Genomic DNA, 20,727 nt, shown 5'->3' with positions numbered 1-20,727 from the left:
GGGAACATCGGACGAATTACGACGGCGGGAAGCGGCTATCGCTCGATGCTCGCCGATACTGGAAAGATGCAGAAAGGAGCGCCGGATCATGACGGACCAGCACCGGTCCGGCAACGAGGCCTCGCTTGCGCTCCTGGATAAACTCGCGCTGCGGTTTTCCGAGGACCCTCTGGTCGAACGCGGCACTATGTTCCGCAGCCCCGGCATGAAAGTGGGCGAAAAGGTCTTCGCCTTCCTGGGCGGCGCCGACCGGCTGATCGTGAAGATCCCGCGGCACCGGGCGGAGGCGGCCGTTGCGGCCGGGGAAGCAGAGCCGGTCACCATGGGGACGCGGACCATGAAGGAATGGGTGGCCTACCCTGCAGTCTGGGAAGATCCGCAGGAAACCGAGCAGTGCTGGTCCCGCGCTGTCGATGAAGCGTATGCCTATGTGAAAAGCCTCGGGCCCGAGTGACGTTCGGGAAGCTATCGGCTAGTCGTCGGCTTCGCCGCCTTCTTGGCCGCCTTCTTGGCCGCCCTGTTCGTTGCCGCCTTCTTCACCGCCGCCGTCGTTCTCTTGCTCCTCGCCATTGTTCTCGTTCTGTTCCTGCTGGATGTCCTGGTTGTTTCCCTCGTCCTCGTTCGGGTTGTCACAACCGGTCAGGAGCAGTGCGCACAGCGCCACCAGGGTGGCGATGCCCTTGGAAATCTTGGTCGTCATGAGGCGTGCCTTTCGATAGTCGTTTGCTCAGGTCAGGGCCGCTGGCCGGATTCGAACAGTTCGATCAGGTTTCCCGCGGGTCGGCGAGCAGGATTTGGCGCCCGCCGGGCCCGGTCACCACCTCGGTGTGGAAAGACAAGCCGGCGCTGCGCAGCCGCTCGATCTCGGCGTCGAGGTCCTCAAAAATCAGGTGAATGCGGTTGGCTCCGGGAGCTGCGTAGTCCGGCGGGGTGGCGCGGGCACCGGAGCTCGCGGGTCCGGAGAGCAGCAGCCGCAGCGGGCCACGGAGCACGTCCGCAAAGGCCGGTGCTTGCATGTTGACGGTGAAGCCGAGGTGCGCGGTGTAGAAGTCGACGGCGGCCTGAACGTCGTCGACGAGGTACCGGACACTGACGTATTCATTCGGTGCTGTCATGGCTCATTCTCCTTCGAACACGTCTTCAACACTCCCCTGTTGCGGTGATGATCGCAAGCGTATCGTTGAGCTAGCAGCATTCTTTATCGAGGTGAGCTGGCCATGACTGGCAGCGATTTGGGGTCTACATTCTCGCGGCGGCAGTTCAATACTGCGGCGGCGTTGACCGTGCTCGGCGCCGCAGGCCTGCTCGGCGGCCGCCTGTCCAGGGCGGTGACGGCGGCAGGTCCCCGGCCGCTTGAGGTCAGCCTCGCCGCGGCGGTCCTCAACAGGGTCTACCGCATCACCGCGCGGGAGCGCGCGCGGGTCACGGACGCGCCGAAGCACGAGTTCCGCGGGTTCTGGCTCTCGAGCGTGGTCAATATCGATTGGCCGTCGCGTTCCGGTCTGACCGCGGCCGTCCAGCAGGCCGAGCTCCGCGGCTGGCTGGACCTGGGCCGGAGCCGGAACCTGAATGCCGTGCTGCTGCAGGTCCGCCCGGCCGGCGATGTCTTCTGGCCGTCCAAAGTTGGCGAACCGTGGTCCCGCTACCTGACCGGAACCCAGGGCAGGAACCCCGGCTACGATCCGCTGGCCTACGCGGTCAGCCAGGCCCACGCCCGGAACCTGCACCTGCACGCCTGGTTCAACCCGTTCCGAGCCGGCATGACGGCGAACCTGGCCGACCTGATCTCCTGGCACCCGGCGCGGAAGAACCCCAGCTGGACCTTCGCCTACGGCGGCCGCCGCTACTACAACCCCGGCATCCCCGCCGTGCGCAGCTTCATCATCAAGGTGATTGCCGAGGTCGTGGCGAAGTACGACGTCGACGGCGTGCATCTGGACGACTACTTCTATCCCTATCCGGTGACCGGTCAAAGCATTCCGGACTCGGCCGCCTACAACGCCTACCGGCTGCCCGGTGAGAGCCTGGCGAACTTCCGGCGGCGCAGCGTCAACGTTTTTGTCCGCGACCTGAGCGCCAGGATCGCCGCCACCAAGCCGCGGATGCTGTTCGGCATCAGCCCGTTCGGCATCTGGCGCAACCAGTCGACGGACAGCCGCGGCTCCGCGACCTCCGGGTTCCAGAGCTACGACGGCATCTTCGCCGATTCGCGGCTCTGGGTGAAGCAGGGCTGGCTGGACTATGTGGTGCCGCAGCTCTACTGGCACCAAGGCAATCCGGCTGCGGACTACAACACGCTGGTCAATTGGTGGTCGGCCCAGGTCAGCGGCACCAGCTGCAAGCTCTACATCGGCGAGGCTGCCTACAAGGTCGGCGATCCTGCCCAGGGCGCCGACTGGCAGGACCGGCGGGAGTTGTACAACCACACCGCCAAGTGCCGGGCGACGGCGCGGGTCAGCGGCCAGGTGTATTTCTCGGCCAAGTCCGTGCGGGCCAACAAGCTGGGCAGCATCACCCTGGTGAAGGACAAGTACTACAAGCGGGTGGCCATGACGCCGGTCATGTCCCATCTGGGCGCCCAGCGTCCCTACACCCCTGTGATCAGCAGTGCGCGCTGGAACGGCTCCGGCGTCGAGCTTATTTGGCGCGGCTCCAACAGTGGGACCCTGCCGCGGCATTACGCCATCTACCGCTGGGAAGCCAAAGCGGATTCCAGCGCCTTCATCCCCTCGCAGGCCGGGGCCCTGCGCCGCGTCCACCGCCGCCGCGGCAACCCCGAGAAGTTCGTGGATACCGGAGCGGTGCGGGGACGCACGTACTGGTACGTCGTCGTCGGCTTGAGCGACCTGATGGTCGAATCCGTCGCCGCTTCGGCAATCTTTATCCGCGCCTGAGAGGGCCGGACGCGCCAGGCGCCGCTTGGACGGCCCTGCCCATCAACCCATCCGCAGCGGCCAGGGACGCCAGCCCTCCGGAACCTCCTGCAACTTCAGCTCAGCCTCGCGGAGCCGGATCCCTGCGGCAGCATCGGGGTCTCCCCTGCCGCCTTCCTCCCAGGAACCGTCCGCCGCCGTCAACGCATATTCGCTCCACCCGCGCCGGCCCACCGGATACCGCTCGCCGTAGCCGCCGGCGGCGACCGCAAGCACCAGCCGCTCCAGCCGGTCGGCTTCCGATTCGGCAGTTTCGTCGCAGGCGTCGCAGCCGCAGGACGGGAAAATGAACTCGTGCAGCAGCCCGGCGTGCACCACCACGCCGGGGTAACTGGTAAACCCGATAGTCAGGACCGCGGCGCCAGGGTCGCGGGGACGAAGACGGACCGCTTCCCGCACCTCATAGGAGTGCACCAGCAGATCCGGCACGTGCTCAGGGTTAGGATCCACATCGACGTCGTATACCTCGCCAAGGTGCTCGATCAGGGCGCGGGCCACGGTGTGCAGTCCGGCGAAGCGCTCGGTATTGCTGTCCAGGCTGTAGGCCTCCGGCGGCGGGCCGTCCTCGCCCCACCTGCTGCCGTACGGAATGGGCTGCCCGTCCGGCGAGCTGAACTCCTGCACAGGCAGCGCCGGCCGGATATACGGAGGTTGGCCTGGCGCCGGCTGCGCCGGCCGCAGCTGCATGGCGGGCAGGTTTTCTGCCTCTTCGCTTTCCCACTCCTGGATGACGGAGATGAAGCCCTGCAGCCACTCGGCATCGGCATCGCGGATCCGGGCGGGCAGGCCCTCGATCTCGAACTGCAGGTCATCGTTTCCGACAGTCGGTGAACTGCCCTCGAAAGTCCGCCACTGGGCGTCCGGCCTCAGGCTGGCCAGCACGTTACCGGCGAACACTCCCGCCGCGGCTTCGAGCGCGCTGTCATTGGCGATCCGGGCATCGGACGAGTGCAGGAACTCCACGAGCCGGGCCGGATCGGATGCCAGCTGCCCTGGGTCCACGTCCTGTTCCCTGCAGAAGGCGAGGAACGGCGCGTACCCACGCGCGTGCCGGACCGGCGGCTGGACTTCGGACTCCGGCCGGTAGAGCGCCCGCGAGCGCTGCATCGGTTCAGGCAGTTCTACCGCGGGTCCCTCGAAAACATCCTCGTCTCCCATGACCAGATCCTAGCCGGTAGCCTCCGCTGCCGCAGTGGCGGGGCTAGTGCGCGTGGTGAGCACCGCCGTCGTTGGTTGGAACTGAACCGGCGGAGTCGCCCGGCTCGACCACGACGAACTGGCCCATCATGCCCTCGTCTTCATGCAGCAGCAGGTGGCAGTGGAACATGTACGGCACCTGCGGATCCGCGTAGTCCTCGAAGGTCATGATCAGCCGGTAGGTCTTCTGCGGCGACAGGTACACCGTGTCCTTCCGGCCGGCCAGGCGGGCGGGCGGGGCGTCGCCGTCGATGCTCAGGATCTGGAACTGCACGTCGTGGATGTGGAAATTGTGCGGGAACAGGTTCTTGTTGCGCACCTCCCACACCTCGGTGGCGCCGACGGTGACGGTCTCGTCGATCCGGCCCATGTCCATGGTCCGGCCGTTGATCTTGCGTCCCTTGAGTTCGAAAGTGCGGGTCACGGAGGCATCGAATTCGTCGATCCCGAATTCGCTCAGGGTCGGGGAAACAGCGGACGACGGCGCCAACTCGCCGGCGGCGCGCAACTCCAGGACGTCGAAGGAATCGTTGGCACCGAAGGCGAACGACGCGGCCACGGCACCAAGGTCAGGCTCCGAGGAGCGCAGCATCGCCGTGCTTCCCGGTTTCATATCCACCACAATCTCGGCGCGCTCCCCCGGCGAGAGCTGGATGTTGCGCTGCTCCAGCGGCGAGCGCAGCAGCCCGCCGTCGGTAGCCACCAGCTGGAACGGCCGGGCGTCCTCGAAACCGAAGTTGTAGATCCGCGCGGTGGAGCCGTTGAGCAGCCGGAGCCGGACCTTCTCGGTGGTCACGGTGTGGTGCGCGCCGATGGTCCCGTTGACCATGACCGTGCTGCCTAGCAAGCCGATCTCGTTGCCATCATTCTGCAGGGTCAGCTGGCCGTCCTCGGTGAACTGCTTGTCCTGCACGATCACCGGGATGTCGTCCGCCCCGTACTCGGAAGGCAGGCCGGAAGCGGCGGTGTCGTCGTCGTCGAGGATGAACATTCCGGCGAGGCCGCGGTACACCTGGTCCTCGGTCTCGCCATGGGGATGCGGGTGGTACCAGAGGGTGGCGCCCGGCTGGTCGATCCGCCATGCGGGGCGCCAGGTACCTCCCGGTTCCACCTCCTGATGCGGGCCGCCGTCCACCGCCGCGGGCAGGTGAATGCCGTGCCAGTGGACGCTGGTGGTCCGCTCCAGCTCGTTCTTGAAGTTCACGGCGACCTTCTCGCCGCGCTTGGCCCGGAGGGTGGGGCCGAGGAAGCTGCCGTTGAATCCCATGGTTTCGGTGGCGGAAGCGATGGGGGAAGCTCCAGTGGAGAAGTCGGTAGTGCCGGACCGGGCCGTCAGGTCGAAAACCCGGGTGCCGTCGTCGTCAATCCTGGATTCGGCCAACGGCGGGATGTGCAGCGGCTGGTCGAAGTCCGCCGGCATTGTCACTTCCGAAATTGACCCGCAGCCGGCGAGCGCCAGCATTACCGCGGTGCCGAGCGCCAGGAGTCTGGGAGAACGCCGATTCATCGCGCCTCCCCAGCCTGTCCAGCCTGCACGCGCCGCAGACCCTGCACGCCCCACGCCAGCAGGCCGGCAACCAGCCCGTAGAACGCGTTGGTCAGTACCAGCGGGAGGAGAACGAACGGCATCGCCAGCGGGCCCTGCAGCTCGCCGGCCAGGATCGGCGTCAGGAGCGCGCTGATGGCCACCAGGTAGACCGCGTACGTCACGCCAGCCAGCACGAGGGTTAGCACCGGGCGGCCGACGTTGCCCAGTCCGACAATCAGGATCCAGGCCAGCGCGATCGCGAGAATCAGGACCGGGACCACGGTCTCCGCCCCAATGGCCTCGGCGACACCGGTCAGGTGGGTGAGGGGATGGATGAGGCCCAGGGCGCCCAGCCCCAGAATCAGCGGCCAGTGCAGCGAAGAATTACGTGTTTGTTCCATGGCTTCAACGCTAGGAAGCGGGCGGGCCGGCCACATCGGCCCGCTGCCGTCACTTGCGGTAGTCACTTGTGTGCCGGGGTGTCGTTGAAAAGCGACAATGGAATACAGCCGCAGGTGGACGCGCCCCGGCGGCAAGGCTCCTACGATGGCAAGCATGGACAAACCTGCCAGGACCGAAGAGGCCCATCCCCGGCTGGTCGATGCCCTGCTGGCGGTCGGCATGGCGCTGGCAGTCTCCGTGGTCATCGCCGCGGATCTGGAAGGCACCGGCCGGGCCCAGCCGGCGGCGTATCTGTTCGCGCTCTGCTTCGGCCTATTGATGATGGCCCGGCGGCACTTCCCGCGGACGGTCCTGGCGGTGACCATTCTCGGCATCTTCGCCTATTACGCGCTGGGTTACCCGCCCATCGGCATCTCGCTGCCTGCCGTGGCCGCCGCCTATTCCGCCGCCGAGGCAAACCACACGCGCTGGGCCGCCGGCGCCGGCGCAGTCCTGATCGCCGTCTCCGCCTACTTCCGCATCAAGGAAGGCCAGCCCACGGCGTACCTGGTCAGCTACGAACTCATCACCAACATCGCCCTCATTGCAGCGGCGATCGCCCTCGGCGTGACGGTACGGATGCGCCACGAGTCGCGCGCCCAGCAAGAGCGTCTGAACCTGCTCACCGCCGCCCAGCACGCGCGCGAAGCCGAGCAGCGCATCCACGACGAGCGCATGCGCATGGCCCGGGACCTGCATGACGTCATCGGCCACACCATGTCTGTCATCTCGGTCCACAGCAACGTAGCCGCAGAAGCAATAGGGAACGACGACGGCGCCGCCACTCGCGCCATCGAACAGATCCGCACGGCTACTTCGGAGACGATGAAAGAGCTGCGCTCCACCGTCAAGCTGCTGCGCTCCCCGGAGTCCGGCAACGGCCGCACCGCGGTGGGCCTCGACGGCGTGGAGCAACTCTTCGGCTCGGCGCGAGAAACAGGGCTTGAGGTGGATGCCTCCGTCACGGTGGCTCCCGATGAGCTGTCCGGCACGATCGATGCGGCGGCCTACCGGATCGTCCAGGAGTCGCTGACCAACGTGATCCGGCACGCCCATGCCTCCAGCGTGAGGGTAACGGCCGGCGTGGAGGACGGTGTGCTGCGGCTCGAAATAGCAGACGACGGTTCTGGATCCGAGGCAGCTGCCTCCTCCGGCCACGGACTGATCGGTATGCGGGAGCGGGCCACCCAGCTCGGCGGCTACCTCAGCGCAGAGAAGACTCCGGCCGGATTTGTGGTCCGCGCTCAGTTACCAGCGAAACTGGAACCATGATTCGGATAGTGCTGGTCGATGACCAGGAACTGGTACGCACAGGACTGCGCACCCTCGCCGAGCATGATGGCGATATCGAGGCTGTGGCGGAGGCGGGCAATGGCAGGACCGGGCTGGACGCAGTCCGACGGCACAAGCCCGACGTGGTCCTGATGGACATCCGGATGCCGGTCATGGACGGCCTGGAAGCGACGTCGAAGATCATCGCCGATGAGGCCCTGGCCGGCGTCCGTGTCCTGATCCTGACCACGTTCGACGAGGACGAGAACGTCTTCGAGGCCATCCGGATCGGCGCCGCCGGCTACCTGCTCAAGGACATTTCACCCACCGAGCTCCGCCACGCCATCCGGGTGGTCGCCGAGGGCGAGTCGCTGCTCTCGCCGTCGATCACCCGCAAGGTTATGCAGTCCCTGGCCAGCGGTGCTGCACTGAAGGTCGACCACCGGCCCTTGCAGAACCTGACGGACCGCGAGCGCGAAGTCCTCACCCAGATTGGCCGCGGCCTGTCCAACGACGAGCTTGCGCAGCAGCTCTTCATCAGCCCCGCCACCGCCCGGACCTATGTGAGCCGCCTGCTCGCGAAACTACATGCCCGCGACCGCGCCCAACTGGTCGTCCTGGCCTACGAAACAGGCCTGGTCTCGCCGGGGTCCGGCCAAACCTAACGGGCGAGTTCTGAACGTATCGGAACCCCACCTCCCTGTGGACGATCTCGTCTCGTTCTGATCAGTGAACGTCAGTGCTCGATTGTAGGCTCATTCGTAGGCGCCGATATAAAGCACGGCCGGCGTGACAAAGGAGATAACAAATGAGTCTAAGCCAGTACCGCGGACAGTTGGAGCGCAAGAGCAAGCAACGTGCGGAAGCTGCAAACAAAGCTGGTGGCTACCGGAACAAGGAGACCACAAAGCGCACTGCGGCATCCAAAGCACGCGCCGCTGCAGACAAAGCTACGAGCGCCTCCGCTGCTCAAAACAAGCGGCGCGAAGCCGAGCGACATGAGAACGAAGCGTCACGAGCAGGCCAAGAAGCAAATCGATTGCAGGACCGGGCAAACGGTTACGCAAAAGAAGAGCTTAGCTTGCAAGCCAAGATCGTCAAGGCGGAGAAATCCGAGGCCGATGCCGCGGAACGTCGCCGCAAACGTGAACAGATTCAGGTGAATCGACATACCGCGGCTGCTTCCGCCGCCATCCAACGGCGGTTAGAGCGAACGGAATTGGTGGTAAGTGGAGCGGTACGGGAGCTACGGGCGCCAAAACCGGAAAGATTAAGAATCCTGATCCTTGGGGCGGCGTCTGAAGGCGACCTTAGAGTAGGGCGAGAGCAGAAACGTATTCGTGCAGCCGTCGAAAGTGCCCTCCACCGGGATCTCGTGGAGTTGGATGTACGCCCGGCGGCGACAACGGCCGACCTGCTCGACGGCATAACGAGGTTTCGTCCGCACGTCGTGCATTTCTCTGGCCACAGCAATGACGACTTGATCGTGTTTGAAGATGAACTCGACGGGCAACACGAAGGCGTCATTGTTACAGCTCGGGCATTCGCCTCTGCCGTCAAGGCCACGGATGATCCACCGCTACTCGTGCTCCTGAACTCCTGCAACTCAGCCGTTCAGATTGACGACCTTGTGGAAAACGTTGCTCCATTCGCAATCGGCATGGCTGACGAGATCGAAGATGGAGACGCCATCACCTATGCGGCGCAGTTCTACGCGGCAGTGGCTAACGGTCAGTCAGTCAGCTCCGCTCATCTCTCGGGTCAGGCGGCCCTTCAGCTTGCGGGGCTAGCAGGTGCAGATCTGCCGACTCTCGTTTGGGCGGATGATGTCGACCCCTCAATGACTCTCCTTGTGAGACCGGCAGAGTGAGAAAGACACGGACGATTCATAAGGCGCTGGTCGAGTTGCCCCTCCAGACGCCCGATCTTCCCACGCAAATTCAGAGTTCAATGATTCCGGCAACCACCGCACCTTCCAGGAGGGCCGAGCAGGTGCGAAGCTCAGCTACCTCTCGGCGACGACCATCGCAGTGGCCAAATCGCCGTCGTGGCTCATAGACAGATGCCAGAACTTCACGCCCTTCGCCTCGGATGCAGCCGCAACGGTGCCGGTAAACTCCGGATACGGGTCTCCGCCGCCGTCAATGCATATAGTGCAGTCCTGCCAGTTCATCCCTGCGGGTGCCCCGAGGGCTTTGGCAATCGCTTCCTTGGCGGCGAAGCGCGCTGCCAGAGAGCGAGTATTCAGGACCCGCTCGGCGGGCGTGAACAGCCGGTCCACCAGTCCTGGCGTCCGCTCCAGCTGTTTCCGGAAGCGCGACACCTCCACAACATCAACGCCGATTCCCACGATCATGTTTCATACCTATCCACACAGCGGCCGCTCAGGCCTTGAATGAACAATAGCTGCCCGTTGGGAGATCCCATCGGACAGCTACTGTCTACGTCAGTTATGGCCTAAAGCCTCTACTCGACGGTGACGCTCTTGGCCAGGTTGCGCGGCTGGTCCACGTCGTAGCCCTTGGCGTTGGCCAGTTCGCACGCGAAGATCTGCAGCGGCACGGTGGCCAGCAGCGGTGCGAGCAGGGTCGGGGTCTCCGGGATGTAGAAGACGTGCTCGGCGTAGGCCTTGACCGCTTCGTCGCCCTCTTCGGCGATGACGATGGTCTTGGCTCCGCGGGCGCGGATCTCCTGGATGTTGGAGACAACCTTGGAGTGCAGCGAGTGGCGTCCGCGCGGCGAGGGCACGACGACGAAGACCGGCTGGCCTTCCTCAATCAGCGCGATCGGGCCGTGCTTGAGCTCGCCGGCAGCGAAGCCTTCGGCGTGGATGTAGGCCAGTTCCTTGAGCTTCAGCGCCCCTTCCATGGCGACCGGGAAGCCGACGTGGCGGCCCAGGAACAGCACGGAGCGGGTCTCGGACATTTCGCGGGCCAGCTTCTTGATCTGGTCCGCGTTGTCCAGGACGGACTGGATCTTCGCCGGGATGGCGGCCAGGTCGGAGAGGATGTCCTTGATCTCGCCCTGGAACTTGATGCCGCGCAGCTGCGCCAGGTACAGGCCCAGCAGGTAAGCGGCGGTGATCTGTGCGAGGAACGCCTTGGTGGAGGCGACGGCGATCTCCGGGCCGGCGTGCGTGTAGAGCACGGCGTCGGATTCACGCGGGATAGTGGAGCCGTTGGTGTTGCAGATCGCCAGGGTCTTGGCGCCCTGTTCCTTGGCGTAGCGCACGGCCATCAGGGTGTCCATGGTCTCGCCGGACTGGGACATCGAGACGATCAGGGTGCGCTCGTCCACAATCGGGTCGCGGTAGCGGAACTCGTGGCTGAGCTCCACCTCGGTGGGGATCCGGACCCAGTGCTCGATGGCGTACTTGGCCACCTGCCCGGCGTACGCGGAGGTACCGCAGGCGAGCACGATGATCTTGTTGACGTTCTTCAGTTCCGCCGGGTCGATCCGGACCTCATCCAGCGTGAGCCGGCCATCGGCGTCGGAGCGGCCCAGCAGGGTCTGGCCCACAGCCTCGGGCTGGTCGTTGATTTCCTTCTCCATGAAGGAGGGGAAGCCGCCCTTTTCCGCGGCGGCAGCGTCCCAGTCCACGTGGAACTCGGTGCCTTCGGCCGGCTTGCCGAAGAAGTCGGTGATCTCGAAGCTGTCCGGGGTGATGGTGACAATCTGGTCCTGGCCCAGCTCCACCGCACGGCGGGTGAAGTCGATGAAGCCGGACACGTCGGAGCCGAGGAAGTTCTCGTTCTCGCCCAGGCCGACTACCAGCGGCGAGTTGCGGCGGGCGGCGACGACGACGTCGGGCTCATCCGCGTGGATGGCCAGCAGCGTGAACGCGCCTTCGAGCTTCTGGCAGGCCTGCTGCATGGCCTCGGCCAGGACGGCCTGGCCGCCGCTGGCCTTGACCAGCGAACGGTAGATGTCGCCGAGCAATACGGCGGCTACCTCGGTGTCGGTTTCGGACAGGAAGGTGTGGCCCTTGGCCAGCAGCGATCCCTTGACTTCGGCGAAGTTTTCGATGATGCCGTTGTGGATGACGGCGAGCTTGCCGTCGTCGGCCAGGTGCGGGTGGGCGTTCTGGTCGGTCGGCCCGCCGTGCGTTGCCCAGCGGGTGTGGCCAATGCCGGTCAGCGACACAGGCAGCGGACGCTCCTCCAGTTCGGTGACCAGGTTGCTCAGCTTGCCGGACTTCTTGCGGGACTCAATCCCGCCGTCGGCAATAACGGCAACGCCGGCAGAGTCATACCCGCGGTACTCCAGGCGCCGCAGTCCTTCCAGCACCACGTCGAGGGCACTGTGGCTGTCAATTCCAGGAGCAAGATCAGCATTGCTGCTTCCGGCCGGCAAGTCGCGGCGGCCTACATAACCTACGATTCCACACATGCCATAAAGCGTACCTGCCCCACCGCCGGAGAGTCGCACCGGGCGGGCATGAAACGCGGCACCACCAGCTAGCACCATATTCCGGCCGCGGGGTATACGTCGTCTTGATTTTGGGTAATGTGCCGCCCAACAGGCACAATTCGTTAAGTGAGTGAAGAGACACCGAAGACGGCGTCGTCCAATGGTGAGAGTAACGTCACACCTTTTGTCGAGCTGGACCGGCAAACATGGTCCCGGCTTTCCAACGAGATTGAACAGCCCCTCAATCAGGAAGACATCGAGCGGCTGCGCGGTCTGGGCGAACAACTGAACATGGACGAGGTCCGCGAGGTCTACCTCCCGCTGTCCCGGCTGCTGAACCTCTACGTGGGAGCAGCCGGCGAGCTCCATAAAGCCACCACCACCTTCCTGGGCGAACAGACCCGCCGCACTCCCTTCGTCATCGGCGTCGCCGGTTCGGTCGCCGTCGGTAAATCCACCACCGCCCGAGTGCTGCGCGAGATGCTCCGGCGCTGGGAGGGCACGCCGAACGTCGAGTTGATCACCACGGACGGTTTCCTCTACCCCAACGAGGAGCTGGAGCGCCGCGGCCTGATGGACCGCAAGGGCTTCCCTGAGTCCTACAACCGCCGCGCCTTGTTGCGCTTTGTCAGCGAGGTCAAGTCCGGCGCCGAGGAAGTCCGGGCCCCCTGGTACTCGCACCTGACCTACAACATTGTCCCGGGCAAGGAAATTGTGGTCCGCCGTCCCGACGTGCTGATCGTCGAGGGGCTGAACGTGCTGCAGCCGGCCCGGCCCCGCGCGGACGGCCGCTCTGGCCTGGCGCTGAGCGATTTCTTCGACTTTTCCATTTATGTGGACGCCAAGACCTCGTATATTGAACAGTGGTATGTCAACCGGTTCCAGAAGCTGCGCACCTCCGCGTTCGCCAATCCGGAATCGTACTTCCACCGCTACGCCTCGCTGACGGACGAGGAAGCCGTGGAAACGGCGCTGAGCATCTGGCACCGCATCAACGAGCCGAATCTGGAGCAGAACGTGCTTCCCACCCGGGGCCGGGCACAGCTGGTGCTCACCAAGGACGCGGACCACTCGGTCCGCCGGATGCTGCTGCGGAAGACCTGAGATGAACAGCAGGACTGTCATCAGGACAATGGCCATCGCCGCGGTGGTGGCCGTGCTTGCAGGCTGCGCCGGGCCCTCCCCTGAACGTTCCAACCAAGGTACGACGGCGTCATCCGCAGTTACGTCGTCACCCTCACCTTCGGGGGCGCGCGACGAGGGAACGGCAGCCCCGGAACCGGGAGAAACCAACGTGCCCGAGACGGACGAGCCCCGGGCCCCTGCAGAGCCGGAGGAGACCAGCCGGCCCGAACAGCCGGAGGAGCCGGACCAGCAAGCCGACCAGCCCGGCGCGGAAGGCCACGACGATCCGGCGAGCATCGACGTCGTTGTTAATAAAGCCCGGCCGCTGGAACCGATGGATTACTACCCGGCAGACCTCCGCTCCCCCAACGTAACCACCGGCCCGGGCGGCGCCGGCGCGCAGTTACGCGCGGCCGCGGCCACTGCCGCCGAGGAAATGTTCGCCGCTGCCGCTGTGCAGGGCGTCGGCATGACCATCGTGAGCGGCTTCCGTTCCTACGACACGCAGGTCTCCACTTACCAGCACTGGGTCAACGTCAACGGCAAGGCCGGGGCCGACGAGGTCTCGGCGCGCCCGGGCTACTCGGAACACCAGACCGGCCTCGCCTTGGACATCGGTGACAGCAGCGGCGCCTGCAACCTCAGCGCCTGCTTCGCGGACACCGCCGCCGGCAGCTGGGCCGCGCAGAACGCCCACCGCTTCGGTTTTGTGGTCCGCTACCAGCCGGGACAGGAAGACGTTACGGGATATTCGCCCGAGCCATGGCACCTGCGTTTCATCGGCAAATCCGACGCGGCCGACATGTACAACAGCGGTGTGAAGGCCTTGGAGACCTACTACGGATTGCCCGCAGCACCCGATTATCTTTGAGCTGTTTCCCTACAAGCCGCCAAGTATCCATTGCATTCAGTACGACAAGCGGTACATTGGGGCGCATGTTACAAGGATTCAAGGAATTCATCATGAAGGGCAACGTCATTGACCTTGCCGTCGCAGTGGTCATCGGCACCGCTTTTGCCGCTGTCGTCAACTCCCTCGTCGGAGATGTCCTCATGCCGCTGATCTCGATGCTGGTCGGAACCCCCGACTTCAGCAACTTCCTGGTCTTCGGCGCGGTCAAGTTCGGCGCCTTCCTGACCGTAGTCATCAACTTCCTGCTCGTCGCCGCCGCCATCTACTTCGTCGTCGTTGTTCCCATGAACCACATGATTGAACGCCGCAACCGCCGCCTCGGCATCACCCCGGCAGAGGAAGAAGCGGATCCGCAGGTCGTGCTACTGACCGAAATCCGCGATTCCCTGCGCGCCCGCCAGTAGGAATCTTCTTATCCGCCCACCGTCCGGCTCAACCAAGATAATCCTGCCGGCGGATCCAGCGAAGCGTCCCCATCCTCTCGGTTGGGGGCGCTTCCGTTTGCGGTCTTAGCGGGGTTGTTGCCGATCCAGCCGGCGGTCTCAGTGGGCATGTGCCTTGTAAGGATGTCCCGGTGTACCAACCGGTTCCGTCCCGGTGTACCCGTGGTCCTCGTCCATAGTGGTTTCATCGAAGGGATCGTCACCGGCCAGCACCCTGTCCACCTGCTCCGGGTCCATTTTCTGGGTCCATTTGCCGATCAGGACGGTGGCCACCGCGTTTCCGGTGAAGTTGGTCAAGGCGCGTGCCTCCGACATGAACCTGTCGATGCCCACAATCAGGCCTACGCCCTCCACCAAGTCCGGCCGGTGGGACTGCAGGCCGCCGGCCAAGGTTGCGAGCCCGGCGCCGGTGACACCCGCGGCCCCCTTCGAGGCAATGATCATAAAGACCAGCAGCGAGATCTGCTCCCCCAGCTGGAGGGGCGTACCCAACGCCTCGGCGACAAACAGGGCAGCCATGGTCAGGTAGATCGCCGTCCCGTCCAGGTTGAAGGAGTATCCGGTGGGCACGGTGACACCGACCACCGGTTTGGCCACGCCCAGATGTTCCATCTTCGCGATCAGCCGCGGCAGGGCAACCTCGGAGGACGAGGTGGACACGATCAGCAGGTACTCCCGTGCCAGGTACCGCATGAGTTTGAAGATATTGATTCCCGTCACCAGCTTCAGCAGGCCGCCGAGAATAACGACGATGAAGAGAGCGCAGGTGATGTAGAAGGCGATCATCAGGGTGCCCAGGCTGATGATCGCGTCCAGCCCTGTTTCACCGACGACGGCGGCAATGGCACCGAAGGCGCCGATCGGGGCAAGCCACATGATCATGACGAGGATACGGAAGACAAGGGTCTGCAGGTAGCCGATCCCCCGCAGGATCGGCACACCGCTGGGACCCATTTCCTGCAGGGCAAAGCCCACCAGCAGCGCGACGAACAGCGTCTGCAGGATGCTGCCGAAAGTAAGCGCGGAGAACAGCGTGGTTGGAATGATGCTCAGCAGAAAATCCACTGTCCCGCCGGTCTCTTCCTCGCCACCCGCTTCGAACTCGGTAGCGCCGATGTCCAGTCCGGCTCCCGGCTGGATGATATTGCCCACCGTGGCTGCGGCTTTCTCCTTTGTCACCGCTGGTCCTGCAGATGTAATAACTGTCCCACCGGCCATGTTCCAGCACCATAGAAAAGGGCCAGCTTCAAGGGTCCAAAGCATTCGTTCCCGCGTAGCATTGGAGAAGACACTGGGAGCCCGCTCCGGTGACTCCCGGACTTCTTTCCGCACGGAGACACCCATGCACAACAACCCAGCCCCGATTACCTCCCGGCGCGCACGGCTCGGCAAGACCGCCGCAGGACTTCTCGGCATAGCCGCCTTGATCGCCTCGGCCGGCCCCGTCTCGGCCCACCCCGACTATCATGATCGTCCGGACAATCCGCCGGACAGCATCGAACTTCCCGACGCCTCCTCGGCCGAGGGCATCACCGCCGGAAGGGGCAGCTCCTTCTATGCGGGTGACCTCTTCGAGGGAGACATCTACCGCGGCAGCCTGCGCAGCGGAACCGCCGAGGAGATCATCGACGCTCCGGACGGCCGCAAGGCAGTGGGCATGGACTACAGCAAACGGCATGATCTGCTCGCCGTTGCCGGCGGCGATACCGGCCAGGCCTACTTCTACGACACGGACACGGGCGAAACCGTGGCCAAGTACCAGCTGGCCAAGGCGGGCACAGCGTTCATCAATGACGTCACGCTGACCCGACGCGGTGCGTGGTTCACCAACTCGCTTCAGGGCGAGCTGTACTTCGTACCCATCGACCGCCACGACGGCGACCTTGGGAAAGCCAGAACACTGGACTTGAAAGGGCCGGCCAGCGAGACGCCCGGAGACTTCAATCTCAACGGGATTGCCGTAGCCGACGACGGCCGCACGCTGGTGGTCGCCCATTCGGCCAAGGCATCGCTCTTTACGGTGAACGCCCGGAGCGGGGAAAGCCGGCTCATAAGCAATCTGGACCTGCCCCATGTGGACGGCATCGTCATCGACGGCCGCAATGTGTGGGCCGTTCAGAACATGATCAACCAGGTGAGCCGGATCAAAGTCTCCGATGACCTGCGCCGCGGTGAAGTAAAGGAAGTCATCACCGACGAACTCTTCCAAACACCGACGACGGCGGCACTCATCGGGGATGATCTCGCCGTGGTCAACGCCAAGTTCGACACCGGCCTCCCGCCGACGGCCGACACTTATGAGGTGGTTATAGTAGACGCCTTCGGCGAAGACTGATCCCCTGCTGCTCCGCCGCTAGTCCGCGGCGACCGGCTGCTGCAGTCCGAGATGCTGCTTGACCGCCGCTGCGAGCTGGTCTGCCGTGCTCTGGGCAGTGGCCATGTCTGCTGCCTCGACCATCACGCGGACCACGGGTTCGGTGCCCGAGGGGCGCAGCAGCACCCGGCCGGTTTCGCCCAATACCGCACTGGCGGCGGCGATTGCGGCCTGCAGATCGGCGTTGCTCTTCACCGCGGCCTTGTCCACGTCCTTGACGTTGATCAGCACCTGCGGCAGGTGGTTCATGGCCTTGGCCAGTTCCGAGAGCGGTTTCCCGGTCTTGGCGACCTGGGCCGCGACCTGCAGGCCGGTGAGGACCCCGTCACCGGTGGTGGCGTAGTCGGAGAAGATCACGTGCCCGGACTGCTCACCGCCGAGGGAGTAACCGTGGGCGCGCATGCTTTCGAGCACGTAGCGGTCCCCCACCGCGGTCTCTTCAATTCGGACGCCGGCTTCCTGCAGGGCCAGCTTCATGCCCAGGTTGCTCATCACCGTGGCAACGAGGACGTTGTCCTTGAGCCTGCCGGCATCCTTCATGGCGAGGGCCAGGATGGTCATGATCTGGTCACCGTCGATCACGGTGCCATTCTCGTCCACCGCCAGGCAGCGGTCCGCGTCGCCGTCGTGCGCGATGCCGAGGTTCGCGCCATGGGCCACCACGGCCTTCTGCAGCTCCTCCAAATGGGTGGAGCCCACGCCGTCGTTAATGTTCAGGCCGTCGGGCTCGGCACCGATGACGACAATCTCGGCACCGGCGTCGGAGAAGACCTGCGGGGAGCAGCCGCTGGCCGCACCGTGCGCGCAGTCCAGAACGACTTTCAGGCCGTCCAGGCGGGCCGGGAGGGTCTGCAGCAGGTGGACGATGTAGCGGTCCTCGGCGTCGGCGAAACGTGAGATACGCCCCACCTGGGCGCCCGTGGGACGGTGCCGGGGGTTCTTCATCTCGGTCTCGATGGCGTCTTCGACCTCGTCCGGCAGCTTGTGGCCGCCGCGGGCGAAGAACTTGATGCCGTTATCAGGCGCCGGGTTGTGGGAGGCGGAGATCATCACGCCGAAGTCCGCGCCCAGGTCCGCGACCAGGTAGGCGGCCGCGGGTGTGGGCAGCACGCCGGCGTCGTACACATCCACGCCGGCACTGGCGAGCCCTGCGGAGACGGCAGCGCTGATGAACTCGCCGCTGGCACGGGGATCCCGTGCGACGACGGCGGTGGGCCGCTTTCCGTCTTGAACCTGCCGGTGGCCAAGGACTACTGCAGCGGCCTGGGAAACTTCCATCGCCAGTTCTGCAGTGATCAGTCCGTTGGCCAATCCGCGGACACCGTCGGTACCAAATAATCTAGACACAGGAGACCATTTTACGGGAGGGAAACAGAGCAGCATGACATGTTGCTCCCAAAGCCCATGTTAACGCCAGAACCCCGCCCAGTGGATTGCACTGGGCGGGGTCCTGAAGCAGTCCGGGTAACGCCTGTAGCGCTGGTTCCGGAAAGCGCAGATTTAGCGCTTCGAGTACTGCGGTGCCTTACGGGCCTTCTTCAGACCAGCCTTCTTACGCTCGATGATACGGGCGTCGCGGGTCAGGAAGCCGGCCTTCTTCAGGGCCGGACGGTTGTTCTCGCGGTCGATCTCGTTCAGCGCGCGGGCGATGCCCAGGCGAAGCGCACCGGCCTGGCCGGAAGGGCCGCCGCCGTTGATGCGTGCGAAAACGTCGTAAGCGTCATCCAGTTCAAGCAGCTTGAACGGATCATTGACTTCCTGCTGGTGCAGCTTGTTCGGGAAGTAGTTGGCCAGTTCGCGGCCGTTGATGGTCCACTTGCCGGAACCCGGAACGATGCGCACGCGGGCAACAGCTTCCTTGCGGCGGCCAACGGCGGAACCGGGGACGGTCAGGGCCGGGCGCTCCTTGGCAACGGCCTGCGTTGCTTCAGTGCCGCTTTCCGAGGTGTAGCTGGTGAGGTTCTCGCCAGCGGTGTTCAGCTCTTCAGTATTCTGAGCCACGATTCTCCTTGAATAAATTCTTTAGTTTGGTGGCCAGGACTACTGGGCGACCTGGGTGATTTCGAAGGTCTTCGGCTGCTGGGCAGCGTGCGGGTGCTCGGCACCTGCGTAGACCTTCAACTTGCCCAACTGCTGGGCAGCCAGGGAGTTCTTGGGCAGCATGCCGCGGATTGCCTTCTCGACTGCGCGAACCGGGTTCTTCTCCAGCAGTTCGGCGTAGTTGACGGAGGACAGGCCACCCGGGTAACCGGAGTGGCGGTAGGCACGCTTCTGTTCGAGCTTGGCGCCGGTCAGGGCAACCTTCTCAGCGTTGATGATGATGACGAAATCGCCCATGTCCATATGCGGAGCAAAGGTCGGCTTGTGCTTTCCGCGCAGCAGTGTTGCGGTCTGGCTGGCAAGACGACCCAGGACAACGTCGGTGGCGTCAATGACGTGCCACTGGCGGTTGATATCGCCGGGCTTCGGGGTGTACGTACGCACGGTTTTTGCCTTCGTTTGTTGTTCTCAGGGTAGCGGCGCATCCGTAACGGACACGCACGCAAGTTCATCTATGCGCTACCGGAACTTCAGGTGAGGACTGAAATGTAACCAGTGGTCCAGAGAATCTCGGCTATTTCCATGGACCAGGTGACTCTGCAACTGAGCCGTCTCACGGACATAGACGTATCGAGGTTGGACACGCACAACGACTACCAAGGTTACCGTGTTGGGTGGATCAGGTCAAAAGGACCTGCGTGTTGTTCCACTGGGTCCCTGGATACAGCCGTCGGGGGAACACAAACGCGTCCGCAGTTATGGTCGGAATGGGGCCGGAACCGGCCGTATTCGAACCAAAACTGCGGACGCTTTGGGTACTGAGTGCGTGGATTTTAGCGTTCGACGTCGCCGCGGATGAAGGCTTCGACCTTGTCGCGGGCGATGTCGTCGTTGTACTGCTCGGGCGGGGACTTCATGAAGTAGCTCGACGCCGACAGGATCGGTCCGCCGACCCCGCGGTCCAGGGCGATTTTCGCCGCGCGCACGGCGTCGATGATCACGCCGGCGGAGTTCGGCGAGTCCCAGACCTCGAGCTTGTATTCCAGCGACACCGGGGCGTCGCCGAAGTTGCGGCCCTCGAGCCGGACGAACGCCCACTTGCGGTCATCAAGCCAGGCCACGTAGTCGGACGGGCCGATGTGCACGTCGTCGGCATGCAGCTTCGCTTCGACGTTGGAGGTCACGGCCTGGGTCTTGGAGATCTTCTTCGACTCCAGCCGGTCCCGCTCGAGCATGTTCTTGAAGTCCATGTTGCCGCCGACGTTCAGCTGGTACGTCCGGTCCAGGGTCACGCCGCGGTCCTCGAACAGCTTCGCCATCACCCGGTGCGTGATCGTGGCGCCGATCTGGCTCTTGATGTCATCGCCGACAATCGGGACACCGGCGGCGGTGAACTTATCCGCCCACTCCTTGGTGCCCGCAATGAACACCGGCAGCGCGTTGACGAAGGCCACGCCGGCGTCGATCGCGCACTGGGCGTAGAACTTCGCCGCGGCTTCGGAGCCGACCGGCAGGTAGCAGACCATCACATCGACTTTCGCGGCGCGCAGCTCGGCCACGATGTCCACGGGCTCGTCCGGGGCCTCGACGATGGTTTCGCGGTAGTACTTGCCCAGGCCGTCCAGGGTGTGGCCGCGCTGCACCGTCACGCCCGTGGCCGGGACATCGGCGATCTTGATCGTGTTGTTCTCGCTGGCGCCGATGGCGTCCGCGAGGTCCAGCCCGACCTTCTTGCTGTCCACATCAAACGCGGCAACGAACTCGACGTCGTTCACGTGGTACTTGCCGAACTGCACATGCATCAGGCCGGGAATGGTCGAATCCGGATCCGCGTCCCGGTAGTACTGGACGCCCTGCACCAGCGAGGCCGCACAGTTACCAACGCCAACGATCGCGACCCTGATGGGGTTCTCTGCCACGGTTCTCCTTTGACAAACACTGCGATTGGGGCCGCGTCCGGTGGAAGCGGCCTGTCCATTCTAGCGGCACGAAAACAGTGCACTCGTGCACAATCTCCGTGCCTGTGAGCGCGGCTATCGTTGGCCGGAACT

At 64.4% G+C, this 20,727-nt stretch carries 21 protein-coding genes; 9 read left to right on the top strand and 12 right to left on the bottom strand.

Annotated elements, in window-relative coordinates:
• The first annotated feature begins 88 nt into the window (after positions 1 to 88).
• The gene (locus AC5RWO_RS09555) at positions 89 to 454 is read left to right on the top strand and encodes a TfoX/Sxy family protein (RefSeq protein WP_498731150.1); all 366 of its coding nucleotides are present in this window, start codon (positions 89 to 91) and stop codon (positions 452 to 454) included.
• An 18-nt stretch (positions 455 to 472) separates the two neighbouring features.
• Here the strand turns inward: AC5RWO_RS09555 and AC5RWO_RS09550 are convergent, their stop codons facing one another.
• Together AC5RWO_RS09550 and AC5RWO_RS09545 are read right to left on the bottom strand one after the other, a co-directional pair.
• Complete coding sequence (locus AC5RWO_RS09550; RefSeq protein ID WP_498731149.1) at positions 473 to 700, bottom strand: hypothetical protein; 228 nt, start codon at positions 698 to 700, stop codon at positions 473 to 475.
• A gap of 64 nt (positions 701 to 764) precedes the next feature.
• A complete protein-coding gene (locus AC5RWO_RS09545) occupies positions 765 to 1,115 on the bottom strand; it encodes a VOC family protein (protein WP_498731148.1) in 351 nt (116 codons plus the stop codon).
• Positions 1,116 to 1,217: 102 nt separating this feature from the next.
• Here AC5RWO_RS09545 and AC5RWO_RS09540 point away from each other — a divergent pair, with 102 nt between their 5' ends.
• A complete protein-coding gene (locus tag AC5RWO_RS09540) occupies positions 1,218 to 2,894 on the top strand; it encodes a glycoside hydrolase family 10-like protein (protein WP_498731147.1) in 1,677 nt (558 codons plus the stop codon).
• A 42-nt stretch (positions 2,895 to 2,936) separates the two neighbouring features.
• Here the strand turns inward: AC5RWO_RS09540 and AC5RWO_RS09535 are convergent, their stop codons facing one another.
• Genes AC5RWO_RS09535 through AC5RWO_RS09525 form a run of 3 tightly spaced genes read right to left on the bottom strand, consistent with a single transcriptional unit; the run spans position 2,937 to position 6,059 of the window.
• Positions 2,937 to 4,091 (bottom strand): DUF6226 family protein, encoded by a 1,155-nt coding sequence (locus AC5RWO_RS09535; protein ID WP_498731146.1) that lies wholly within the window; start codon positions 4,089 to 4,091, stop codon positions 2,937 to 2,939.
• A gap of 43 nt (positions 4,092 to 4,134) precedes the next feature.
• Positions 4,135 to 5,637, bottom strand: coding sequence for a multicopper oxidase family protein (locus AC5RWO_RS09530; protein WP_498731145.1), 1,503 nt, complete (start codon positions 5,635 to 5,637; stop codon positions 4,135 to 4,137).
• Entirely contained in the window at positions 5,634 to 6,059 is a 426-nt protein-coding gene (locus tag AC5RWO_RS09525) for a hypothetical protein (RefSeq protein WP_498731144.1), read from the bottom strand. The genes AC5RWO_RS09530 and AC5RWO_RS09525 overlap by 4 nt, the downstream gene beginning before the upstream one ends.
• Before the next feature lie 145 nt (positions 6,060 to 6,204).
• Between AC5RWO_RS09525 and AC5RWO_RS09520 the strand changes: the two genes are divergently transcribed.
• The 3 genes from AC5RWO_RS09520 to AC5RWO_RS09510 all read left to right on the top strand — a co-directional run bounded on the left by AC5RWO_RS09520 (position 6,205) and on the right by AC5RWO_RS09510 (position 9,241).
• Positions 6,205 to 7,371 carry a sensor histidine kinase gene (locus AC5RWO_RS09520; RefSeq protein WP_498731143.1) on the top strand — a complete coding sequence of 389 codons (1,167 nt, stop codon included), beginning with the start codon at positions 6,205 to 6,207 and terminating at the stop codon, positions 7,369 to 7,371.
• Positions 7,368 to 8,036, top strand: coding sequence for a response regulator transcription factor (locus AC5RWO_RS09515; protein WP_498731142.1), 669 nt, complete (start codon positions 7,368 to 7,370; stop codon positions 8,034 to 8,036). Before AC5RWO_RS09520 ends, AC5RWO_RS09515 begins: the two co-directional genes overlap by 4 nt.
• Positions 8,037 to 8,179: 143 nt before the next feature.
• The gene (locus AC5RWO_RS09510; RefSeq protein ID WP_498731141.1) at positions 8,180 to 9,241 is read left to right on the top strand and encodes a CHAT domain-containing protein; all 1,062 of its coding nucleotides are present in this window, start codon (positions 8,180 to 8,182) and stop codon (positions 9,239 to 9,241) included.
• Positions 9,242 to 9,376: 135 nt separating this feature from the next.
• Here AC5RWO_RS09510 and AC5RWO_RS09505 read toward each other — a convergent pair whose 3' ends face one another.
• Positions 9,377 to 9,727 (bottom strand): holo-ACP synthase, encoded by a 351-nt coding sequence (locus AC5RWO_RS09505; protein WP_498731140.1) that lies wholly within the window; start codon positions 9,725 to 9,727, stop codon positions 9,377 to 9,379.
• A 110-nt stretch (positions 9,728 to 9,837) separates the two neighbouring features.
• Positions 9,838 to 11,760, bottom strand: a complete 1,923-nt coding sequence (glmS, locus tag AC5RWO_RS09500; RefSeq protein WP_498731139.1) for a glutamine--fructose-6-phosphate transaminase (isomerizing) — start codon at positions 11,758 to 11,760, stop codon at positions 9,838 to 9,840.
• A 147-nt stretch (positions 11,761 to 11,907) separates the two neighbouring features.
• On the opposite strand from glmS, the gene coaA reads away from it, so the two are divergent.
• The 3 genes from coaA (at position 11,908) to mscL (ending at position 14,223) form a co-directional block, all read left to right on the top strand.
• On the top strand, positions 11,908 to 12,885 hold the full coding sequence (gene coaA, locus AC5RWO_RS09495; protein ID WP_498731138.1) for a type I pantothenate kinase: 978 nt from the start codon (positions 11,908 to 11,910) through the stop codon (positions 12,883 to 12,885).
• Position 12,886: 1 nt separating this feature from the next.
• The gene (locus AC5RWO_RS09490; RefSeq protein WP_498731137.1) at positions 12,887 to 13,777 is read left to right on the top strand and encodes a M15 family metallopeptidase; all 891 of its coding nucleotides are present in this window, start codon (positions 12,887 to 12,889) and stop codon (positions 13,775 to 13,777) included.
• Positions 13,778 to 13,842: 65 nt separating this feature from the next.
• Complete coding sequence (gene mscL, locus AC5RWO_RS09485; RefSeq protein WP_498731136.1) at positions 13,843 to 14,223, top strand: large conductance mechanosensitive channel protein MscL; 381 nt, start codon at positions 13,843 to 13,845, stop codon at positions 14,221 to 14,223.
• Between the two features lie 138 nt (positions 14,224 to 14,361).
• Here the strand turns inward: mscL and AC5RWO_RS09480 are convergent, their stop codons facing one another.
• Complete coding sequence (locus tag AC5RWO_RS09480; protein WP_498731135.1) at positions 14,362 to 15,441, bottom strand: cation:dicarboxylate symporter family transporter; 1,080 nt, start codon at positions 15,439 to 15,441, stop codon at positions 14,362 to 14,364.
• 163 nt (positions 15,442 to 15,604) lie between these two features.
• Here AC5RWO_RS09480 and AC5RWO_RS09475 point away from each other — a divergent pair, with 163 nt between their 5' ends.
• Positions 15,605 to 16,597 carry an SMP-30/gluconolactonase/LRE family protein gene (locus AC5RWO_RS09475; protein WP_498731134.1) on the top strand — a complete coding sequence of 331 codons (993 nt, stop codon included), beginning with the start codon at positions 15,605 to 15,607 and terminating at the stop codon, positions 16,595 to 16,597.
• An 18-nt stretch (positions 16,598 to 16,615) separates the two neighbouring features.
• Here AC5RWO_RS09475 and glmM read toward each other — a convergent pair whose 3' ends face one another.
• The 4 genes from glmM to AC5RWO_RS09455 form a co-directional block, all read right to left on the bottom strand.
• Complete coding sequence (glmM, locus tag AC5RWO_RS09470; RefSeq protein WP_498731133.1) at positions 16,616 to 17,983, bottom strand: phosphoglucosamine mutase; 1,368 nt, start codon at positions 17,981 to 17,983, stop codon at positions 16,616 to 16,618.
• 153 nt (positions 17,984 to 18,136) lie between these two features.
• The gene (gene rpsI, locus AC5RWO_RS09465) at positions 18,137 to 18,637 is read right to left on the bottom strand and encodes a 30S ribosomal protein S9 (protein ID WP_498731132.1); all 501 of its coding nucleotides are present in this window, start codon (positions 18,635 to 18,637) and stop codon (positions 18,137 to 18,139) included.
• Between the two features lie 39 nt (positions 18,638 to 18,676).
• Positions 18,677 to 19,120 carry a 50S ribosomal protein L13 gene (gene rplM, locus AC5RWO_RS09460; protein WP_074701333.1) on the bottom strand — a complete coding sequence of 148 codons (444 nt, stop codon included), beginning with the start codon at positions 19,118 to 19,120 and terminating at the stop codon, positions 18,677 to 18,679.
• Between the two features lie 389 nt (positions 19,121 to 19,509).
• Positions 19,510 to 20,595, bottom strand: a complete 1,086-nt coding sequence (locus AC5RWO_RS09455; RefSeq protein ID WP_498731131.1) for an inositol-3-phosphate synthase — start codon at positions 20,593 to 20,595, stop codon at positions 19,510 to 19,512.
• Positions 20,596 to 20,727: the final 132 nt, after the last annotated feature.

The organism is Arthrobacter sp. B055-34 (genome assembly GCF_059090425.1).
Note: the sequence above shows the minus strand (reverse complement) of the source record. Positions and strands in the feature narration are given on the sequence as shown.